Origin of the sequence: Roseateles hydrophilus (genome assembly GCF_026712245.1) — a bacterium.
Lineage (GTDB): Bacteria > Pseudomonadota > Gammaproteobacteria > Burkholderiales > Burkholderiaceae_C > Pelomonas > Pelomonas hydrophilus.
Genome location: NZ_JAPPUY010000006.1, coordinates 36,530 through 54,399 on the forward strand (window position 1 = coordinate 36,530; position 17,870 = coordinate 54,399).

Consider the following 17,870-nt stretch of genomic DNA (forward strand, 5'->3'; position numbering starts at 1 on the left):
AAGTTCCAAGAGCGCAGACCGCCATGCCGAAACGTACAGACCTCAAGAGCATCCTCATCATCGGCGCCGGCCCGATCATCATCGGCCAGGCCTGCGAGTTCGACTACTCCGGCGCCCAGGCCTGCAAGGCACTGCGCGAGGAGGGCTACAAGGTCATCCTGGTGAACAGCAACCCGGCGACGATCATGACGGACCCGGACACGGCGGACGTCACCTACATCGAGCCCATCACCTGGCAGGTGGTCGAGAAGATCATCGCCAAGGAGCGCCCGGACGCGGTGCTGCCCACCATGGGCGGCCAGACCGCGCTGAATTGCGCGCTGGACCTGCACAAGCACGGCGTGCTGGCCAAGTATGGCGTCGAGATGATCGGTGCGAACGAGGTCGCCATCGAGAAGGCCGAGGACCGCCTGAAGTTCAAGGACGCGATGACCAAGATCGGTCTCGGGTCGGCCAAGTCGGGCATCGCGCACTCGCTGGAAGAAGCGTGGGCGGTGCAGAAGCAGATCCACGCCGAGATCGGCGGCAGCGGCTTCCCGATGGTCATCCGCCCCAGCTTCACGCTGGGCGGCACGGGCGGCGGCATTGCCTACAACCCGGAAGAGTTCGAGACCATCTGCAAGCGCGGTCTGGACCTCTCGCCCACCAACGAACTGCTCATCGAAGAGAGCCTGATCGGCTGGAAGGAATACGAGATGGAGGTCGTCCGTGACAAGGCGGACAACTGCATCATCGTCTGCTCCATCGAGAACCTGGACCCCATGGGCATCCACACCGGTGACTCCATCACCGTGGCCCCCAGCCAGACGCTGTCCGACAAGGAATACCAGCTGCTGCGCAACGCCTCGCTGGCCGTGCTGCGCGAGATCGGCGTGGACACCGGCGGCTCCAACGTGCAGTTCTCCATCAACCCGAAGGACGGCCGCATGGTCGTCATCGAGATGAACCCGCGCGTGTCGCGTTCCTCCGCGCTGGCCTCCAAGGCCACCGGCTTCCCCATCGCCAAGGTCGCGGCCAAGCTGGCCGTGGGCTACACGCTGGACGAGCTGAAGAACGACATCACCGGCGGCGCGACGCCGGCCTCGTTCGAGCCGAGCATCGACTACGTCGTGACGAAGATCCCGCGCTTCGCCTTCGAGAAATTCCCGATGGCCGACTCGCGCCTGACGACGCAGATGAAGTCGGTGGGTGAGGTGATGGCCATGGGTCGCACCTTCCAGGAGTCGTTCCAGAAGGCGCTGCGCGGCCTGGAGACGGGCATCGACGGCCTGACCGAGCGCTCGACCGACCGTGAAGAGATCGTGCAAGAGATCGGCGAAGCCGGCCCCGAGCGCATCCTGTTCCTGGCCGACGCCTTCCGCGTGGGCATGTCGCTGGACGAGATCTACGAAGAAACTGCGGTGGACCCGTGGTTCCTGGCGCAGATCGAGCAGCTGGTGCAGATCGAAGGCGCGCTGAAGGGCCGCACGGTGGAGTCCCTCACCGAAGCCGAGCTGCGCCTGCTGAAGACCAAGGGCTTCTCGGACAAGCGTCTGGCCAAGCTGCTAGGCACGAACCAGCACGCGGTGCGTGAGCGCCGCCATGCGCTGGCCGTGCGTCCGGTCTACAAGCGGGTGGACACCTGCGCGGCGGAGTTCTCCACGCAGACGGCGTACATGTATTCCTCGTACGAAGGTGCGGACGCCGAGTGCGAGGCGCAGCCCACCGACAAAAAGAAGATCATGGTGCTGGGCGGTGGCCCGAACCGCATCGGTCAGGGCATCGAGTTCGACTACTGCTGCGTGCACGCGGCCCTCGCGATGCGCGAGGACGGGTACGAGACCATCATGGTCAACTGCAACCCGGAGACCGTGTCGACCGACTACGACACCTCCGACCGCCTCTACTTCGAGCCGGTCACGCTGGAAGACGTGCTCGAGATCGTCGACAAGGAAAAGCCGGCCGGCGTCATCGTGCAGTACGGCGGCCAGACGCCGCTCAAGCTCGCGCTGGACCTGGAGCGCGCCGGCGTGCCCATCATCGGCACGACGCCCGACAGCATCGACATCGCCGAGGACCGTGAGCGCTTCCAAAAGCTGCTGCACGAGCTGGGCCTGAAGCAGCCGCCGAACCGCACCGCCCGCACCGAAGAGCAGGCCGTGACGCTGGCCAACGAGATCGGCTACCCGCTGGTCGTGCGCCCGAGCTACGTGCTGGGCGGCCGCGCGATGGAGATCGTGCACGGCGACAAGGACCTGGAGCGCTACATGCGCGAAGCCGTGCGGGTCAGCGAGAAGTCGCCCGTGCTGCTGGACCACTTCCTGCAGGACGCCGTCGAGGTGGACGTCGACTGCATTTCCGACGGCACCGACGTGATGATCGGCGGCATCATGGAGCACATCGAGGCGGCCGGCATCCACTCCGGTGACTCGGCCTGCTCGCTGCCCCCGTACACGCTGGCCGCCGACGTGCAGGACGAACTGCGCCGTCAAACGGCCGCGATGGCCCGCGCGCTGAAGGTGGTCGGCCTGATGAACGTGCAGTTCGCCATCCAGGGCGACGTCGCCAAGGGGCTGGCCCACTGCACGATCTACGTGCTGGAAGTGAACCCGCGCGCCTCGCGCACGGTGCCGTACGTGTCCAAGGCCACCGGCCAGCAACTCGCCAAGATTGCCGCGCGTTGCATGGCCGGCCAAAAGCTGGCTGACCAGCGCGACCGCAAGGGCCGTGTGCCGCAAGAGGTGGTGCCGCCGTACTACAGCGTCAAGGAAGCCGTCTTCCCGTTCAACAAGTTCCCGGGTGTGGACCCCATCCTCAGCCCCGAGATGCGTTCGACCGGCGAAGTGATGGGCGCGGCCAAGACCTTCGGCGAAGCCATGCTGAAGAGCCAGATCGGCGCTGGTTCGCGCCTGCCGCGCTCGGGCAATGTGCTGATCACCGTGAAGAACAGCGACAAGGCCCGTGCGGTTGCCATCGCCAAGGACCTGCATGCGCTGGGCTTCGGCATCGTGGCCACCAAGGGCACGGCCGCGGCCATCGCGGAAGCCGGGGTTCCGGTCAAGCTGATCAACAAGATCAAGGACGGCCGCCCGCACATCGTCGACGCGCTCAAGGGTGGCGACATCCAGCTCGTCTTCACGACCGTGGACGAAACCCGCACGGCGATTGCCGACAGCCGCTACATCCGCCAGGCCGCCTTGGCCAACCGCGTCACCTACTACACGACGATGGCTGGCTGCGAAGCCGCCGTCGAAGGCATGAAGCACCAGGACGGCCTGCTCGTGCAATCCCTGCAAGAGCTGCACGCCGAACTCGCCTAAACTCCGCGACCACTGATTCCGCCGCCGCCGTCCGGGCTCTCCGGATCGCAGCGGCGGTCTCTTTTTTGCCTGACCCTGATAGAGCTATGAGCACCATTCCCCTGACCAAGCGCGGCGCCGAGGCGCTGAAGGAAGAGCTGCACCGCCTGAAGACGGTGGAGCGTCCGGCCGTCATCCTGGCCATCGCTGAAGCGCGCGCCCAGGGCGACCTGAGCGAGAACGCCGAGTACGACGCGGCCAAGGACAAGCAAGGCTTCATCGAAGGCCGCATCCTGGAAGTCGAAGGCAAGCTGTCCGTCGCGCAGATCATCGACCCGTCGACGCTGGACGCCGGAGGCCGCGTGGTGTTCGGTGCCACCGTGGATCTGGAAGACGAGGACAGCGGCAACGCCGTGACCTACCAGATCACCGGCGACGACGAGGCCGACATCAAGCTGGGCCGCATCTCCATCAGCTCGCCCATCGCCCGCGCGCTGATCGGCAAGGAAGCCGGCGACACGGCCGAGGTGCAGGCCCCGGGCGGCGTGCGCCGCTACGAGATCATCAACGTCCGCTACGAGTGATGTTCGCCCGCTTGCAGGCGCTGCTGGCCGCCCTTTGGGGCGGCTTTTTGCTGTGTGTAGCCCTCGCCGCGGCGCCGAGTGCCTTCGCGGTGCTGCCGCGGGCTGATGCCGGTTTGTTTGTCGGCCGGCTGTTCGCCGTGGAGGCGCAGGCGAGCCTGGTCGCTGCGGTGATCCTGATGTTGCTCGAGCGCCGACTCGCCCGTGACGCGGCGGAGGCTGCGGGCGCAACGGTCGATGTGTTCTCAGCGCGGCTGCTGCTGCCGGCCATGGCGCTGTTCTGCACCATTGCCGGCTACTACGGCCTACAGCCGCTGATGGCGGACGCGAAGGCCGGCGTCGGCGTGGCGTCCTTCGGCGCGCTGCATGGCGCTTCGCTGGCGCTGTTCGGCGTCAAGGGCCTGGCGGTGCTGGCCCTCGCGTGGATCAGTCAGCGACGTTCTTCTTGACGCTGGTCATGCGCCGCTTGGCGCGCTTGATCTCGCCGCCCTGCGCGACGCGCTCGTTGCCCAGCACCTTGAGCTTGGCGACCTGGGGGCGGCCATTGCCGTTCTTGGAGAACTTGACGATCTTCACGATGCGCGGGCCCGGCTTGGCGTCCGCGCGCTCGGCGACCGCTTTCTCCGGCATCGGGCGCCACAGCACCAGCAGTTTGCCGATGTGCTGAATGGGGGCGGCGTTCAGTTCGTCGCAGAGCTTGGCGAACATGTCCTCGCGAGCCGCGCGGTCGTCGCCGAGCACCCGCACCTTGATCAGGCCATGGGCCTTGAGCGCGGCGTCGGTTTCCTTCACGACGGCAGGGGTGAGGCCGTCGCCGCCGATCATCACGACCGGGTCGAGATGGTGGGCGTCGGCGCGCTTGTCCTTGCGCTGGGCGGGTGTCAGATTGATTTGAGGCATCACCGTATTATCCCGTAGGCATGAAAACGCAGACAAAAAGCAAGAAGCTCAACAAGGCGTGGTTGAACAACCATGTCACCGATCCCTACGTCCAGCAGGCGCAGAAGGACGGTTACCGATCGCGCGCGGCCTACAAGCTCAAGGAGATCGACGAGGAGCTCAAGTTGATCCGCCCGGGCCAGGTCGTCGTCGACCTGGGTGCGACGCCCGGCGCCTGGAGCCAGTACCTGCGGCGCAAGTTCGCGCCCAAGGAGGCTGGGCAGGGCGGGGCAGCGGTGGGTCAACTCAACGGCACCATCATTGCGCTGGACCTGCTGGACTTCGAGCCCATCGAGGGCGTGCAGTTCATCCAAGGCGACTTCCAGGAGGATGCTGTGCTGGCGCAACTGGAGGCTGCGCTGGCGGGGCGGCCGGTGGATGTGGTCGTGTCGGACATGGCGCCCAACCTGTCGGGCATCGCGTCCACGGACGGTGCGCGCATCGCCAACCTCATCGAGCTGGCTGTGGATTTCGCCGGCCAGCATCTCAAGCCGGAGGGGGCGTTGGTGGCCAAGGTGTTCCATGGCAGCGGCTACGACCAACTGGTGCAGTTGTTCCGCGCGCAGTTCAAGACCGTCAAGGTTGTGAAGCCCAAAGCCTCGCGTGAACGCTCGTCCGAGACATTCTTGGTCGGCATCGGGGTGAAAAACCGTTGACGGCAGGGGTTGCCCCCTTGTCGCCCGTAAAATCGTCCCCACTGTCCTGAAACCCGCGCTGGGCCATCAGGGCCAAGGAGTCGCAGTGAACAATCAATGGTTTTCTAAGTTCGCCGTCTGGATCGTGATCGCGCTGGTGCTGTTCACGGTCGTCAAGCAGTTCGGCGGCACCACGGCACCGGGCAAGCAGGTGACGTACTCGGAGTTCCTGGACCTCGTCCAGGCGCGCCGCATCAAGTCCGTGACGCTGCCCGACGGCATCACCGGCGACATCTACGCTGAGGACACCGAAGGCAACAAGTTGCGCACGCTGGCCACCTATCAAGACCGTGGTCTGGTGGGTGACCTGCGCAACAACGGCGTCAAGTTCGACATCAAGCCCCGCGAAGAGCAGAGCTTCCTCGTCAGCATGCTCATCAACTGGGCGCCCATGCTGCTGCTGATCGGCGTGTGGGTGTACTTCATGCGGCAGATGCAGGGCGGCGGCAAGGGCGGGGCGTTCAGCTTCGGCAAGTCCAAGGCCCGCATGCTGGACGAGAACAACAACACCATCACCTTCGCTGACGTTGCCGGTTGCGACGAGGCCAAGGAAGAGGTGAAGGAACTCGTCGACTTCCTGAAAGACCCGCAGAAGTTCCAGAAGCTCGGTGGCCGCATCCCGCGTGGCGTGCTGATGGTCGGCCCCCCGGGCACGGGTAAGACGTTGCTGGCCAAGTCCATCGCCGGCGAAGCCAAGGTGCCGTTCTTCACGATCTCGGGCTCCGACTTCGTTGAGATGTTCGTCGGCGTGGGTGCGGCCCGCGTGCGCGACATGTTCGAGCAGGCCAAGAAGAGCGCGCCCTGCATCATCTTCATCGACGAAATCGACGCCGTCGGCCGCCACCGTGGCGCCGGTCTCGGCGGCGGTAACGATGAGCGCGAGCAGACGCTGAACCAGATGCTGGTCGAGATGGACGGTTTCGACACCAACCTCGGCGTCATCGTGATCGCGGCCACCAACCGCCCGGACATTCTGGATCCCGCCCTGCTGCGCCCCGGCCGCTTCGACCGCCAGGTCTACGTGACGCTGCCCGACATCCGCGGCCGCGAGCAGATCCTGAACGTGCACATGCGCAAGGTGCCCATCGGCCAGGACGTCAACGCGTCCATCCTGGCCCGCGGCACGCCGGGCATGAGCGGCGCCGATCTGGCCAACCTGGTCAACGAGGCTGCGCTGTTCGCGGCGCGCCGCGGCGGCCGTCTCGTGGAAATGATCGACTTCGAGCGCGCCAAGGACAAGCTCTACATGGGCCCCGAGCGCAAGAGCATGGTCATGACCGAAGACGAGAAGCGTGCCACGGCGTACCACGAGTCGGGCCACGCCATCGTCGCCGAGTGCCTGCCGGGCACCGACCCGGTTCACAAGGTCACCATCATGCCGCGCGGCCGTGCGCTGGGCGTGACCTGGCAGCTGCCCGAGCGTGACCAGCACAGCCTGTACTTCAAGCAGATGCTCAACAGCATCAGCATCCTGTTCGGTGGCCGCATTGCCGAGGACCTGTTCGTTCACGACATCTCCACCGGCGCGTCCAACGACTACGAGCGCGCCACCCGCATGGCTCGCGACATGGTCACGCGCTACGGCATGAGCGAAGCGCTGGGCCCCATGGTCTACGCCGAGAACGAGGGTGAGGTCTTCCTCGGCCGCAGCATGACCAAGACGGCCAACATCAGCGAAAGCACACAGCAGAAGGTGGACGGCGAGATCCGTCGCATCCTCGACGAGCAGTACGCCGTGGCCCAGAAGATCCTGGAAGACAACCGCGACAAGGTGGAGGCGATGACCGCCGCACTGATGAAGTGGGAAACCATCGATCGCGACCAGATCCTGGACATCATGGCCGGTCGCCCGCCCCGCGAGCCGGGTGCCGGTACGTCGGCGCCCAGCAGCGGCCCCTCCGGTGGCACGCCGCCGGTCAGCACCGATGGCGCTCCGGCAGCGGCCTGAGTCAGCATCCCCACATGAAGGGCCCCGCGAGGGCCCGTTTTCAATTTCGCAAACGACCATGCACTGGCAGACCCGCCGTTTCCGCCTCGACCTGAGCCGCCCCCTGGTCATGGGCATCGTCAATGTGACGCCGGACTCTTTCTCTGACGGCGGCCGGCACGATGACCGCCGTGCGGCGATTGCGCACTGCGAGCGGCTGCTGGCCGAAGGCGCTGACATCCTGGACATCGGCGGCGAGTCCACGCGGCCAGGCGCGCCCAAGGTGGATGCCGAGGGCGAGTGGGCCCGCATCGCCGAGGTGCTGACCGCTGCCGTGACGATGGGCGTTCCGGTGTCGGTGGACACCTACAAACCCGAGGTCATGCGCCGCGCGCTGGACGCGGGGGCCGATGTCATCAATGACGTGCAGGCGCTGCAGTTGCCCGGCGCGTTGGCGGCCGTGGTCGGCAGCGGTGCGGGCGTGTGCCTGATGCACATGCGTGGCGAGCCGGCATCCATGATGGACCTGGCGGTCTACGACGATGTCGTGGCCGAGGTCCAAGGCTTCCTGGCCCAGCGCGCGCAGGCGGCGCAGGCTGCGGGCCTGCCGGCCGAATGCATCGCGCTGGACCCCGGCTACGGCTTCGCCAAGACAGCCGAACACAACCTGCGCCTGTTGGCTGGTCAGCAGCAGTTGAAGGCGCTGGGGTACCCGCTGCTGGTGGGCTGGTCGCGCAAGCGCACGTTGGGCGACATCACGGGCCGGCCGGTGGGCGAGCGCCTGCCGGCCAGCCTAGCGGCGGCGCTCCGGGCCGTCAGCGCCGGTGCGAATGTGGTTCGTGTGCACGATGTCGCTGCGACGGTGGACGCACTCAAGGTCTGGGCGGCCGTCGATGCGGCGAAAATGCCGCCCTCCGCACAAGAAGGAAGCGCTCGATGAGCCGCAAGTATTTCGGCACCGACGGTATGCGTGGCACCGTTGGCCAAAGCCCCATCACCCCTGACTTCATGCTGCGCTTGGGCCACGCCGTGGGGCGTGTGCTGCGCAGGACCAACCCGCGCCCCACCGTGCTGATTGGCAAGGACACGCGCATCTCCGGCTACATGATCGAGTCGGCGCTGGAGGCGGGCTTTGCGTCCGCCGGCGTCAACGTGTTGCTGACGGGGCCGCTGCCCACGCCGGGCGTGGCGTACCTGACGCGCGCGTTGCGCCAGGATCTGGGCGTGGTCATCAGCGCCTCACACAACCCGTTCCAGGACAACGGCATCAAGTTCTTCTCCGCCAAGGGTGAGAAGCTGCCCGACGCCTGGGAGCTGGACGTTGAGGCCGCGCTGGACGAGGCACCGCAATGGGTGGACTCGGCCAGCCTGGGCCGGGCCAAGCGCCTGGAGGATGCGCGCGGCCGCTACATCGAGTTCTGCAAGAACAGCTTCGGTTCGGATCTCACGCTCAAGGGCCTGAAGATCGTCGTCGACGCCGCCCATGGTGCGGCTTATCACGTCGCGCCCGACGTCTTCCACGAACTGGGGGCCGAGGTCATCTCCATCGGCTGCAAGCCCGACGGCTTCAACATCAACGCCGGCTTCGGCGCGACCGCACCGGGCGCGCTGGTCGAGGCTGTCAAGTCTCATGGTGCGCACTACGGCGTGGCGCTGGACGGCGACGCCGACCGCCTGCAGCTGGTGGATGGCAGCGGCCGGCTCTACAACGGCGACGAGCTGCTGTACGCGATGGTCACGGACCGCCTGGCGCAGGGGCAGCGTGTGCCCGGCGCGGTTGGCACGCTGATGACCAACATGGCGGTGGAGCTGGCGCTGCGTGCGCGCGATGTCGAGTTCGTGCGCGCCAAGGTGGGCGACCGCTATGTGATGGAGGCGCTGGTCGAGCGCGGCTGGCAGCTGGGCGGCGAAGGCTCGGGCCACTTGCTGGCGCTGGACAAGCACACGACAGGCGACGGCATCGTCAGCGCGCTGCTGGTGCTGCAGTCCGTCAGCCGAAGTGGCCGCACGTTGGCTGAGCAACTGGCCGGCGTCGACCTGTTCCCGCAGACGCTGATCAACGTGCGCCTGCAGGCCGGTCAAGACTGGAAGAGCAGCCCGCGACTGGCCGAGGAGCAGTCTGCTGTGACCGCCGAGCTGGGTGACCGGGGCCGCATCCTGATCCGCGCATCGGGCACCGAGCCGCTGCTGCGCATCATGGTGGAAGCCTCGGATGCCGGCCTGGCGCAGCGCTGTGCGCAGCGCCTCGTCGACGCCGTGGCAGTCTGATCCCGGCGGGCTCTACTGCGACACCTGGATGACGTGTCGCACCAGCGGGTAGACCTGGTGCTGCCAGCGCCGCCCGCTGAACACACCGTAGTGGCCCACATTGGGCTGGATGTAGTGTGTGCGCATGTAGAGCTTCAGGCTGCTCGCCAGGTCCTGCGCGGCCAGCGTCTGGCCCACTGAGCAGATGTCGTCGCGCTCGCCCTCAATGGTGAGCAGTGCCGTGCGGCGGATGGCCGCTGGGTTGACCCGGCGGCCCTTGAAGCGCATCTCGCCGCGCGGCAGGTCGAAGGTCTGGAAGACGCGCTCGACCGTCTCCAGGTAGAAGTCCGCCGACAGGTCGGCCACCGCCATGTACTCCTCGTAGAAGTTGCGCGTGATCCGCGCCTTGTCGAACTCGCCGGCGACCAGGTGCTTGTAGTGCTCCTTGAACGCATTGGCGTGCCGGTCCTTGTTCATGCTCATGAAGGCTGACAGCTGCACGAAGCCCGGGTAGACGCGTCGTCCGGCGCCGGCGTGCTGCCACGGCACGACGCTGATGAGGTTCTTCCTGAACCAGGCTATGGGCTTGCTCGTGGCCAGTGCGTTCACGGCCGTGGGGCTTACGCGGCAGTCGATGGGGCCGGCCATCAGCGTCAGGCTGGCCGGCGTGGCGGGGTGCTCGTCCTCGGCCATCAGCGCGACGGCACACAGCGCGCTGACGCAGGGCTGGCAGACGGCGACGACGTTCGAGTTCGGGCCCAGGTGGGCCAGAAAGTCGATCAAGTGCTGGGTGTACTCGTCCAGCCCGAAACGGCCGGCGGCCAGCGGCACATCGCGCACGTTGAGCCAGTCGGTGATGTAGACGTCGTGGTCCTGCAGCAGCGTGCGCACCGTCTCGCGCAGCAGCGTCGCGAAGTGGCCGGACATCGGTGCGACCACCAGCACCTTGGGTTGGGCTGGCGCGCCGGTCTTGGCGAAGCGCCGCAGCGTCGCGAACGGCGTCGTCAGCGCCACCTCCTCGACCACCGGCCAGCGCTCGCCGCCGCTGGTGATCTCGTCGATGCGCCAGTCCGGCCGGACATGCGTGACCTGCGCCAGCTCGAACACCTGGCCTGCGGCGGCCGCCGGCCTGGCCCACCAGTGGTGGGCGACGACATGCGGGTCCTGCAGCAGCGGCAGCGACAGCCGTGTGGCCTCGCGCAGCGGCCACAGCAGGTCGGTTTGGGCTTGGTAGGCGGTGTACATGGCGCGCTCCGTGGGGTCTCCTGCGTGGTCAACGCAAGGAGCGCGCCAACATGGCACGGCGCTTGCGTCGAACGGGTGCATGACCGACAGGAGACGCCCCATGCCCGTTGCCACGCCGACCCGCAAGCCGGCCAAGACCCCGGCACGCACAAGCGCCCGGCCTGCGCCCGCCACTGCCACGCTCACGCTGAGCAGCAAGAACTACTCGTCCTGGTCGCTGCGCGGCTGGCTGCTGACACGCTTTGCCGGGCTGGCCTTCGAGGAGGTCATGGTCTCGCCCGACGACGAGGATGCGCGCAAGGAACTGCTGTTGCTGGCACCGTCCATCCGCGTGCCCTGCCTGCGCCATGACGGCGTCACGGTGTGGAACAACATGGCCATCGCTGAGTACCTGAACGAGAGCTTCCCCAAGGCCGGCCTGTGGCCCGCGGATCGCGTCGCGCGGGCGCATGCGCGGGCCATCTGCGGCGAGATGAACTCCGGCTTTGCCAACCTGCGCTCGGCACTGCCGATGAACCTGAAGGGGCACTTCCCCAAGCACAAGATCTGGGCCGGCGCCAAGCCGGACATCGAGCGCATCGTCGACATCTGGAGCGATTGCCTGTCCACCTACGGCGGGCCCTATCTGTTTGGCGCCAAGCGCGGCGCGGCCGATGCGTTCTTCGCGCCGGTGGCCACCCGCTTCATGACCTACGACGTGCCGCTGCCGCCTGCCTGCGCAGCCTATTGCGACACGGTCCTGGCGATGCCGGAGATGCAGGCCTGGACGGCTGATGCCAAGCTGGAGCCCGAGGAGATCGAGCTGCTGGACATGGACTTCTAGCGGCCCGATCGGCGTCTAGGCCCAGGGCGTGGGCGGCGGCACGTGCTCGGTAGCTGCCGGCGCGTCCACCGTGCCGAAGGCGGCGGGCGACACGATCTCCAGGTACTCCATGTCCGGTGAGTAATCGAATAGGTAGTGCACGATGCCCGGCCGCTGGTGCACGCAGTCGCCGGCTTCCACCAACGTGACCTGGTCCTCGTACATGAACTTGGCCCAGCCCTTGGTCATCAGCACGATCTGGAAATCCGCCTCATGGCGGTGCCAGCCCGTGCCCTTTTCCGGGGCCTGGTTCGCCTTCACCAGGTGCGCGATGACGCGGCCGTGGGTGGCCGCGGCGACGCCCAGGTCACGGTAGAGGAAGAAGTCCCTCAGTCCGTCGCTGCGCCAGGGCGTGTCGCCTGGCTTCACATGGGAGAACTGCGTGGCCGCAGCGCCGATGGGGTCTGACAGGTCCGACATGGCATGCCTCCTGGGCGGATGAAGGAGAGCCTGCGTCATGCAAGACGCATTCCCACCTTGCGCGGAGATTGCGCCGGGCTTGACGCAAATCATGGCCTGTACCGCGCGGTGCGGCGAGCATCTGCAGCGTGAGCGTGCCCCCCCCAGGCCTGCAGGCGGCGCAAGCCGACGCGCAAGCCCTTGCCCCCTTCACCACCTGGCCCGACGGCGCCGGTGGCGCAGCGCTGTCGCAGTTCCAGGTGGCCGGCATGCACTGTGCGGCCTGCTCGGGGCTGATCGAGGCGGCGTTGCTGAAGCTGCCGGGTGTTGCGCAGGCCAGCGTCAACCCCGCCTCGGCCCGGCTGGCGCTGCGCTGGCGGCCGGCCCAGCTGGCGCTGGCCGACGTGCTGGCGGCGCTGCGCGCCATCGGCTACGAGGTCACGCCCGACGTCGCCGCCCCGGCACGCGAGTTGCGGCGCCGCGAGCGGCGCCAGGCCCTGTGGCGGCTGTTCGTCGCCGGCTTCCTGATGATGCAGGTCATGATGCTGGCCACGCCGGCCTATGTGGCTGAGGCGGGCGAGCTGTCCGCCGACCTGGACCGCCTGCTGCGCTGGGGCAGCTGGGTGTTGACGCTGCCAGTGATGGCGTTTGCCGCCGGGCCGTTTTTCCGTGGTGCCTGGCAGCAGCTGCGGGCGCGCCGCCTGGGCATGGACGTGCCGGTGGCGCTCGGCATCGCGGTCACCTTCGTTGCCAGCACCGGCGCGCTGTTCGACCCGGCCGGCCTGCTCGGCCACGAGGTCTACTTCGATTCGCTGACCATGTTCGTCGCGCTGCTGCTGCTGGCGCGCTGGTTCGAGCTCGGCGCCCGGCACCGGGCCGCTGAGGCGCTGGAGGCTGTGGCGGGCGCGCTGCCCGGTGCGGCCGAGCGCCTGCTGGACGATGGCCGCAGTGAGCGCGTGCCGCCCGAGGCGCTGCGCGTGGGCGACCGCATCCGCGTCGCGGCGGGCGAGGCCTTCGCGGCGGACGGCCAGGTGCTGGCCGGTCAGGGCCTGGTCAACGAGGCGCTGCTCACTGGCGAGTCGGCCCCCGTGCCCAAGGCGCCGGGCGATGCGGTGGTGGCCGGCAGCATCAACCTGGACGGGTCGCTGGTGGTGGCCGTGCAGCGCGTGGGCGCCGACACGACGGCCCAGGGCATCGTGCGGCTCATGCAGCAGGCCCAGAGCCAGCGCCCGCTGGCCGGTGGCGTGCTCGACCGCGTGGCGGCCGGCTTCACCGCCGTGGTGCTGCTGCTGGCGCTGGGGGCCGGTCTGGCGTGGTGGTGGATAGAGCCCTCGCGGGCCGTCGCGGTGGCGGTGGCGGTGCTCATCGTCACCTGCCCCTGCGCACTGACGCTGGCTGCGCCGGCGGCGTGGCTGACGGCCAGCGGCGCGCTGGCGCGGCGTGGCCTGCTGTTGGCCGACCTGTCGGCACTGGAGCGGCTGTGCGAGGTCGGCACCGTCGTGTTCGACAAGACCGGCACGCTCAGCGAGGACCGCCTGCTGTTGCGTCGCCACTGGGCGCGTGGCGCCGATGCCGATGCGCTGCTGCCGGTGGCGCGCAGCTTGGCCGCGCTGTCGCGCCATCCGCACGCGCAGGCCATTGCTGACGGCGCGTCGGCGGGTAGCTGGCACGACGTGCGCGAGGTGGCTGGCCGTGGCGTGGAGGCGCGCGACGCAACCGGGCGGCTGTGGCGGCTGGGCGCGCCGGGCTGGGTCAGCGCAAGCCCTGACCCCGAGGCCCGCCTCGCGTTCGGCCCCGACGGCGAGGCCTGCCTGCTGTGGCTGGACCTGGCCGAGGTGACACGCGCCGATGCCGCCGAGGCCGTGGCGGCCTTGCAGGCCCAGGGCCAGCGGGTGCGGCTGCTGTCTGGCGATCAGCCGGCCGCGGTCGCGCGCATGGCCGACGCGCTGGGTATCGCCGACTGGGCGGCCGGCGCGACGCCCGCGTCCAAGCTGGCCGCGGTGCGTGGCTGGCAGGCCGATGGCGAGCGCGTGCTGATGGTGGGCGACGGCATCAACGACGCGCCGGTGCTGGCCGCGGCCGACGTGCGCATCGCGATGGGGCAGGGCGCCATGCTCGCGCGCAGCGCGGCGGACGCGCTGCTGGTGTCCAACCGCCTCGCGGCGCTGCCGCAGGCACTGGCGCTGGCACGGCGCACGCGCCGCGTGCTGCGCCAGAACCTGGCCTGGTCGGCCCTCTACAACCTGGCCTGTGTGCCACTGGCGCTCGCCGGCCTGCTGCCGCCGCTGGCGGCCGGCATCGGCATGGCGGCCAGTTCCCTGCTGGTCGTGCTCAACGCGCAACGGCTGGCCCGCTGACATGGACATCCTCTACCTGCTCATCCCCTTCTCGGTCGTGCTGGTGCTGCTCATCGTGGCTGTGTTCGGCTGGGCTGTGCACAGCGGGCAACTCGACGGCTTCGAACACGAGGCCGAACGCATCCTGCTTGATGAGGATCAAGGCACCTAGCCGGCCGTCCGCGAAGAATGGTTCGCATCAGACTGAAGGAGTCGCGATGGCGAACGACAAGGTCCCGGCAGCACCCGGGACGACATATGAGGACGGTCCGGTACGCGCGTTTGCGCTGGCGGCCGTGCTGTGGGGCGTGGTGGGCATGGCGGTCGGCGTGTTCATCGCCGCGCAGCTGGCCTGGCCGGAGTTGAACTTCGGCATTCCGTGGCTGAGCTACGGGCGGCTGCGGCCGCTGCACACCAATGCAGTGATCTTCGCGTTCGGCGGCTGCACGCTGTTCGCCACGTCTTACCACGTGGTTCAGCGCACCGGCCAGGTGGCGCTGTTCCTGCCCAAGCTGGCTTGGTTCACGTTCTGGGCCTGGCAGCTCGTCATCCTGCTGGCAGCCATCTCGCTGCCGCTGGGCTTCACCAGTGGCAAGGAGTACGCCGAGCTGGAGTGGCCCATCGACCTGCTGATCGCCGTCACCTGGGTGGCCTACGCGGTCGTCTTCTTCGGCACGGTCGGCACCCGCAAGATTCGCCACATCTACGTGGCCAACTGGTTCTTCGGCGCCTTCATCCTGGCCGTGGCGCTGCTGCACATCGTCAACAGCGCTGCCATCCCGGTGAGCCTGACCAAGAGCTACTCGGCCTACGCCGGTGTGCAGGACGCGATGGTGCAGTGGTGGTACGGCCATAACGCGGTCGGCTTCTTCCTGACCGCCGGCTTCCTGGGGATGATGTATTACTACATCCCCAAGCAGGCCGAGCGCCCGGTCTACAGCTACCGGCTGTCCATCGTCCACTTCTGGGCGCTGATCTTCACCTACATGTGGGCAGGCCCGCACCACCTGCACTACACCGCGCTGCCCGACTGGGCGCAGAGCGTGGGCATGATCTTCAGCCTGGTGCTGCTGGCGCCCAGCTGGGGCGGCATGATCAACGGCGTCATGACGCTGTCGGGCGCCTGGCACAAGCTGCGTGACGACCCCATCCTGAAGTTCCTCATCGTGGCGCTGTCGTTCTACGGCATGTCCACCTTCGAGGGCCCGATGATGTCCATCAAGACGGTCAATGCGCTGTCGCACTACACCGACTGGACGGTGGGCCACGTGCACAGCGGTGCGCTGGGCTGGGTGGGCCTGATCTCCATGGGCTGCCTGTACCACCTGATCCCGCGCATGTACGGCCGCACGCAGATGTACTCCAAGAGCGCCATCGAGCTGCACTTCTGGATCGCGACGCTGGGCATCGTGCTCTACATCGCCGCGATGTGGATTGCCGGCGTCATGCAGGGCCTGATGTGGCGCGCGGTCAACCCCGACGGCACGCTGGTCTACACCTTCGTCGAGAGCGTCAAGGCCACCTGGCCGTTCTACGTGATCCGCCTTGTCGGCGGGCTGATGTACCTCGCGGGCATGGTGTTGATGGGCTGGAACGTCATCAAGACCGCGCAGGCCGGTCGTCCGCAGCCGGTGCGCATCCCCAGCGTCCAACTGGCCCACGCCTGAAGGAATCCCTATGAGCAATCACCCACAAGCTGTCACCGGCCACCAGCGCATCGAAACCAGCAACCTGCTGATGATCGTGCTGGTGCTGCTGACCGTGCTGGTCGGCGGCGTCGTCGAGATCGTGCCGCTGTTCTTCCAGCGTTCCACCACCCAGCCGGCCGAGGGCCTCAAGCCCTACACGGCGCTGCAGCTGGCCGGGCGCGACGTCTATCTGCGCGAGGGCTGCTACAACTGCCACTCGCAGATGATCCGCCCGCTCGCCGCCGAAACGCTGCGTTATGGCCATTACTCCACCGCGGGCGAGTTCGTCTGGGATCACCCCTTCCAGTGGGGCAGCAAGCGCACCGGCCCCGACCTGCATCGCGTGGGCGGCAAGTACAGCGACGACTGGCACCGCATCCACCTGATCAACCCGCGTGACCTGGTGCCCGAGTCCAACATGCCCGCCTACCCGTGGCTGGCCACGGCCCCGGTGGATGCCGCCGGCATGCCGGCGCGCCTGTCGGCGATGAAGCTGCTGGGCGTGCCTTACACCGATGCCGAGGTGCAGGCCTCGTCACAGGACGTGACCGGCAAGACCGAACTGGACGCGCTGGTGGCCTATCTGCAGGTGCTCGGCACCGCCAAGAAGTGAAGGAGCCCGACCATGGGCATCAACGAACTCCGCGTGGCCGTGACCCTGGTGTCGCTGGCCGTCTTCATCGGCATCGTGGTCTGGGCCTGGCGCGGCCGCTTCGATGCTGCATCCCGTCTGCCGTTTGAAGGAGGGGAGCAATGAGCGATTTCTTCAGCAGCGGCTGGTCGATCTTCATCGCCGCCGCCACCGTGGGCGGCCTGATCGCCTGCGTGGTGCTGCTCATCATCGCCAGCCGCCGGCAGGTGATGGCGTCCGACAACACCACCGGCCACGTGTGGGATGAGGACCTGCGCGAACTGAACAACCCGCTGCCCATGTGGTGGATGGGCCTGTTCGTGCTGACCATCATCTTCGCCGGCATCTACCTGGCGCTCTACCCGGGCCTGGGCAGCGAAGCCGGCAAGCTGGGCTGGACCAGCCTGGGCGAGCATGCCGCCGACACGGCCCAGTCGCGCGCCACGATGGCGCCGGTCTACGCCGCGTTTGCCGACAAGACGCCCGAGCAGCTGGCCAAGGACCCGCAGGCCCACGGCATCGGCGAGCGCCTGTTTGCCAACAACTGCGCGCAGTGCCACGGCGCCGACGCCAAGGGCAGCAAGGGCTTCCCCAACCTGACCGACCGCGACTGGCTGTGGGGCGGCGAGTTCGACGCCATCACCCAGACCATCGCGCAAGGCCGCAACGGCATGATGCCGCCCATGGCCGCCGCGGTGGGCACCAGCGAAGACGTGCGCAACGTCGCGCACTACGTAATGTCGCTGTCCGGCAGCGCCCACAACCCGCTGTATGCGCAGCTGGGCAAGCCCAAGTTCACGGCCTGCGCGGCCTGCCACGGCGTGGGCGGCAAGGGCAACCCGGCGCTGGGCGCACCCAACCTGTCCGACAAGGTGTGGCTGCATGGCTGGGGTGAGGCCGCCATCGTTGCGATGGTCAACAGTGGCAAGCACAACGTCATGCCCGCCCACGGCGAGCGCCTGACGCCGGAGCAGATCCGCGTGCTGGCGGCCTACGTCTGGAGCCTGTCGCAGTCGCAGGACGTTGCTGCCGCCCGCTGATC

The 17,870-nt window shown here is 67.8% G+C and carries 17 protein-coding genes; 14 read left to right on the forward strand and 3 right to left on the reverse strand.

Features of this window, described 5'->3' with window-relative positions:
- The first annotated feature begins 23 nt into the window (after positions 1-23).
- The 3 genes from carB (at position 24) to NYO99_RS19820 (ending at position 4,308) form a co-directional block, all read left to right on the forward strand.
- On the forward strand, positions 24-3,299 hold the full coding sequence (gene carB / locus NYO99_RS19810; protein WP_268169029.1) for a carbamoyl-phosphate synthase large subunit: 3,276 nt from the start codon (positions 24-26) through the stop codon (positions 3,297-3,299).
- An 86-nt stretch (positions 3,300-3,385) separates the two neighbouring features.
- Positions 3,386-3,862, forward strand: coding sequence for a transcription elongation factor GreA (gene greA, locus NYO99_RS19815; protein WP_268169030.1), 477 nt, complete (start codon positions 3,386-3,388; stop codon positions 3,860-3,862).
- Positions 3,862-4,308, forward strand: a complete 447-nt coding sequence (locus NYO99_RS19820) for a DUF4149 domain-containing protein (protein WP_268169031.1) — start codon at positions 3,862-3,864, stop codon at positions 4,306-4,308. Before greA ends, NYO99_RS19820 begins: the two co-directional genes overlap by 1 nt.
- Here the strand turns inward: NYO99_RS19820 and NYO99_RS19825 are convergent.
- Positions 4,286-4,759, reverse strand: a complete 474-nt coding sequence (locus NYO99_RS19825) for a YhbY family RNA-binding protein (RefSeq protein ID WP_268169032.1) — start codon at positions 4,757-4,759, stop codon at positions 4,286-4,288. The two genes, NYO99_RS19820 and NYO99_RS19825, sit on opposite strands and share 23 nt — an antisense overlap.
- Before the next feature lie 20 nt (positions 4,760-4,779).
- Between NYO99_RS19825 and NYO99_RS19830 the strand changes: the two genes are divergently transcribed.
- From NYO99_RS19830 to glmM, 4 genes are all read left to right on the forward strand, one after another.
- Entirely contained in the window at positions 4,780-5,454 is a 675-nt protein-coding gene (locus NYO99_RS19830; protein WP_268169033.1) for an RlmE family RNA methyltransferase, read from the forward strand.
- A gap of 85 nt (positions 5,455-5,539) precedes the next feature.
- Positions 5,540-7,441 (forward strand): ATP-dependent zinc metalloprotease FtsH, encoded by a 1,902-nt coding sequence (gene ftsH / locus NYO99_RS19835; protein WP_268169034.1) that lies wholly within the window; start codon positions 5,540-5,542, stop codon positions 7,439-7,441.
- 58 nt (positions 7,442-7,499) lie between these two features.
- Positions 7,500-8,360: a dihydropteroate synthase gene (gene folP, locus NYO99_RS19840; RefSeq protein WP_268169035.1), complete on the forward strand. Its 861-nt coding sequence runs from the start codon at positions 7,500-7,502 to the stop codon at positions 8,358-8,360.
- Complete coding sequence (glmM, locus tag NYO99_RS19845) at positions 8,357-9,688, forward strand: phosphoglucosamine mutase (RefSeq protein WP_268169036.1); 1,332 nt, start codon at positions 8,357-8,359, stop codon at positions 9,686-9,688. The genes folP and glmM overlap by 4 nt, the downstream gene beginning before the upstream one ends.
- Before the next feature lie 12 nt (positions 9,689-9,700).
- Here glmM and NYO99_RS19850 read toward each other — a convergent pair whose 3' ends face one another.
- A complete protein-coding gene (locus NYO99_RS19850; protein ID WP_268169037.1) occupies positions 9,701-10,912 on the reverse strand; it encodes a polyhydroxyalkanoate depolymerase in 1,212 nt (403 codons plus the stop codon).
- Between the two features lie 100 nt (positions 10,913-11,012).
- On the opposite strand from NYO99_RS19850, the gene NYO99_RS19855 reads away from it, so the two are divergent.
- Entirely contained in the window at positions 11,013-11,735 is a 723-nt protein-coding gene (locus tag NYO99_RS19855) for a glutathione S-transferase family protein (protein WP_268169038.1), read from the forward strand.
- Between the two features lie 15 nt (positions 11,736-11,750).
- Here the strand turns inward: NYO99_RS19855 and NYO99_RS19860 are convergent, their stop codons facing one another.
- Positions 11,751-12,194 carry a cupin domain-containing protein gene (locus tag NYO99_RS19860; protein WP_268169039.1) on the reverse strand — a complete coding sequence of 148 codons (444 nt, stop codon included), beginning with the start codon at positions 12,192-12,194 and terminating at the stop codon, positions 11,751-11,753.
- A gap of 128 nt (positions 12,195-12,322) precedes the next feature.
- On the opposite strand from NYO99_RS19860, the gene NYO99_RS19865 reads away from it, so the two are divergent.
- From NYO99_RS19865 to ccoP, 6 genes are read left to right on the forward strand one after another with little or no spacing between them, the layout of a single operon-like run.
- Entirely contained in the window at positions 12,323-14,530 is a 2,208-nt protein-coding gene (locus NYO99_RS19865; protein ID WP_268169040.1) for a heavy metal translocating P-type ATPase, read from the forward strand.
- 1 nt (position 14,531) lies between these two features.
- On the forward strand, positions 14,532-14,681 hold the full coding sequence (gene ccoS, locus NYO99_RS19870; protein ID WP_268169041.1) for a cbb3-type cytochrome oxidase assembly protein CcoS: 150 nt from the start codon (positions 14,532-14,534) through the stop codon (positions 14,679-14,681).
- A 46-nt stretch (positions 14,682-14,727) separates the two neighbouring features.
- Positions 14,728-16,176: a cytochrome-c oxidase, cbb3-type subunit I gene (gene ccoN / locus NYO99_RS19875; protein WP_268169042.1), complete on the forward strand. Its 1,449-nt coding sequence runs from the start codon at positions 14,728-14,730 to the stop codon at positions 16,174-16,176.
- A 10-nt stretch (positions 16,177-16,186) separates the two neighbouring features.
- The gene (gene ccoO, locus NYO99_RS19880) at positions 16,187-16,810 is read left to right on the forward strand and encodes a cytochrome-c oxidase, cbb3-type subunit II (RefSeq protein ID WP_268169043.1); all 624 of its coding nucleotides are present in this window, start codon (positions 16,187-16,189) and stop codon (positions 16,808-16,810) included.
- Positions 16,811-16,822: 12 nt separating this feature from the next.
- Positions 16,823-16,954: a cbb3-type cytochrome oxidase subunit 3 gene (locus NYO99_RS19885; RefSeq protein WP_268169044.1), complete on the forward strand. Its 132-nt coding sequence runs from the start codon at positions 16,823-16,825 to the stop codon at positions 16,952-16,954.
- A complete protein-coding gene (gene ccoP / locus NYO99_RS19890; RefSeq protein WP_268169045.1) occupies positions 16,951-17,868 on the forward strand; it encodes a cytochrome-c oxidase, cbb3-type subunit III in 918 nt (305 codons plus the stop codon). The genes NYO99_RS19885 and ccoP overlap by 4 nt, the downstream gene beginning before the upstream one ends.
- Positions 17,869-17,870 lie beyond the last annotated feature (2 nt).

Coding starts and splice junctions, on each gene's coding strand:
- carB (WP_268169029.1), top strand. CDS start 24: ATGCCGAAACGTACAGACCTCAAGAGCATCCTCATCATCGGCGCCGGC.
- greA (WP_268169030.1), top strand. CDS start 3,386: ATGAGCACCATTCCCCTGACCAAGCGCGGCGCCGAGGCGCTGAAGGAA.
- NYO99_RS19820 (WP_268169031.1), top strand. CDS start 3,862: ATGTTCGCCCGCTTGCAGGCGCTGCTGGCCGCCCTTTGGGGCGGCTTT.
- NYO99_RS19825 (WP_268169032.1), bottom strand. CDS start 4,759: ATGCCTCAAATCAATCTGACACCCGCCCAGCGCAAGGACAAGCGCGCC.
- NYO99_RS19830 (WP_268169033.1), top strand. CDS start 4,780: ATGAAAACGCAGACAAAAAGCAAGAAGCTCAACAAGGCGTGGTTGAAC.
- folP (WP_268169035.1), top strand. CDS start 7,500: ATGCACTGGCAGACCCGCCGTTTCCGCCTCGACCTGAGCCGCCCCCTG.
- glmM (WP_268169036.1), top strand. CDS start 8,357: ATGAGCCGCAAGTATTTCGGCACCGACGGTATGCGTGGCACCGTTGGC.
- NYO99_RS19850 (WP_268169037.1), bottom strand. CDS start 10,912: ATGTACACCGCCTACCAAGCCCAAACCGACCTGCTGTGGCCGCTGCGC.
- NYO99_RS19855 (WP_268169038.1), top strand. CDS start 11,013: ATGCCCGTTGCCACGCCGACCCGCAAGCCGGCCAAGACCCCGGCACGC.
- NYO99_RS19860 (WP_268169039.1), bottom strand. CDS start 12,194: ATGTCGGACCTGTCAGACCCCATCGGCGCTGCGGCCACGCAGTTCTCC.
- ccoS (WP_268169041.1), top strand. CDS start 14,532: ATGGACATCCTCTACCTGCTCATCCCCTTCTCGGTCGTGCTGGTGCTG.
- ccoN (WP_268169042.1), top strand. CDS start 14,728: ATGGCGAACGACAAGGTCCCGGCAGCACCCGGGACGACATATGAGGAC.
- ccoO (WP_268169043.1), top strand. CDS start 16,187: ATGAGCAATCACCCACAAGCTGTCACCGGCCACCAGCGCATCGAAACC.
- NYO99_RS19885 (WP_268169044.1), top strand. CDS start 16,823: ATGGGCATCAACGAACTCCGCGTGGCCGTGACCCTGGTGTCGCTGGCC.
- ccoP (WP_268169045.1), top strand. CDS start 16,951: ATGAGCGATTTCTTCAGCAGCGGCTGGTCGATCTTCATCGCCGCCGCC.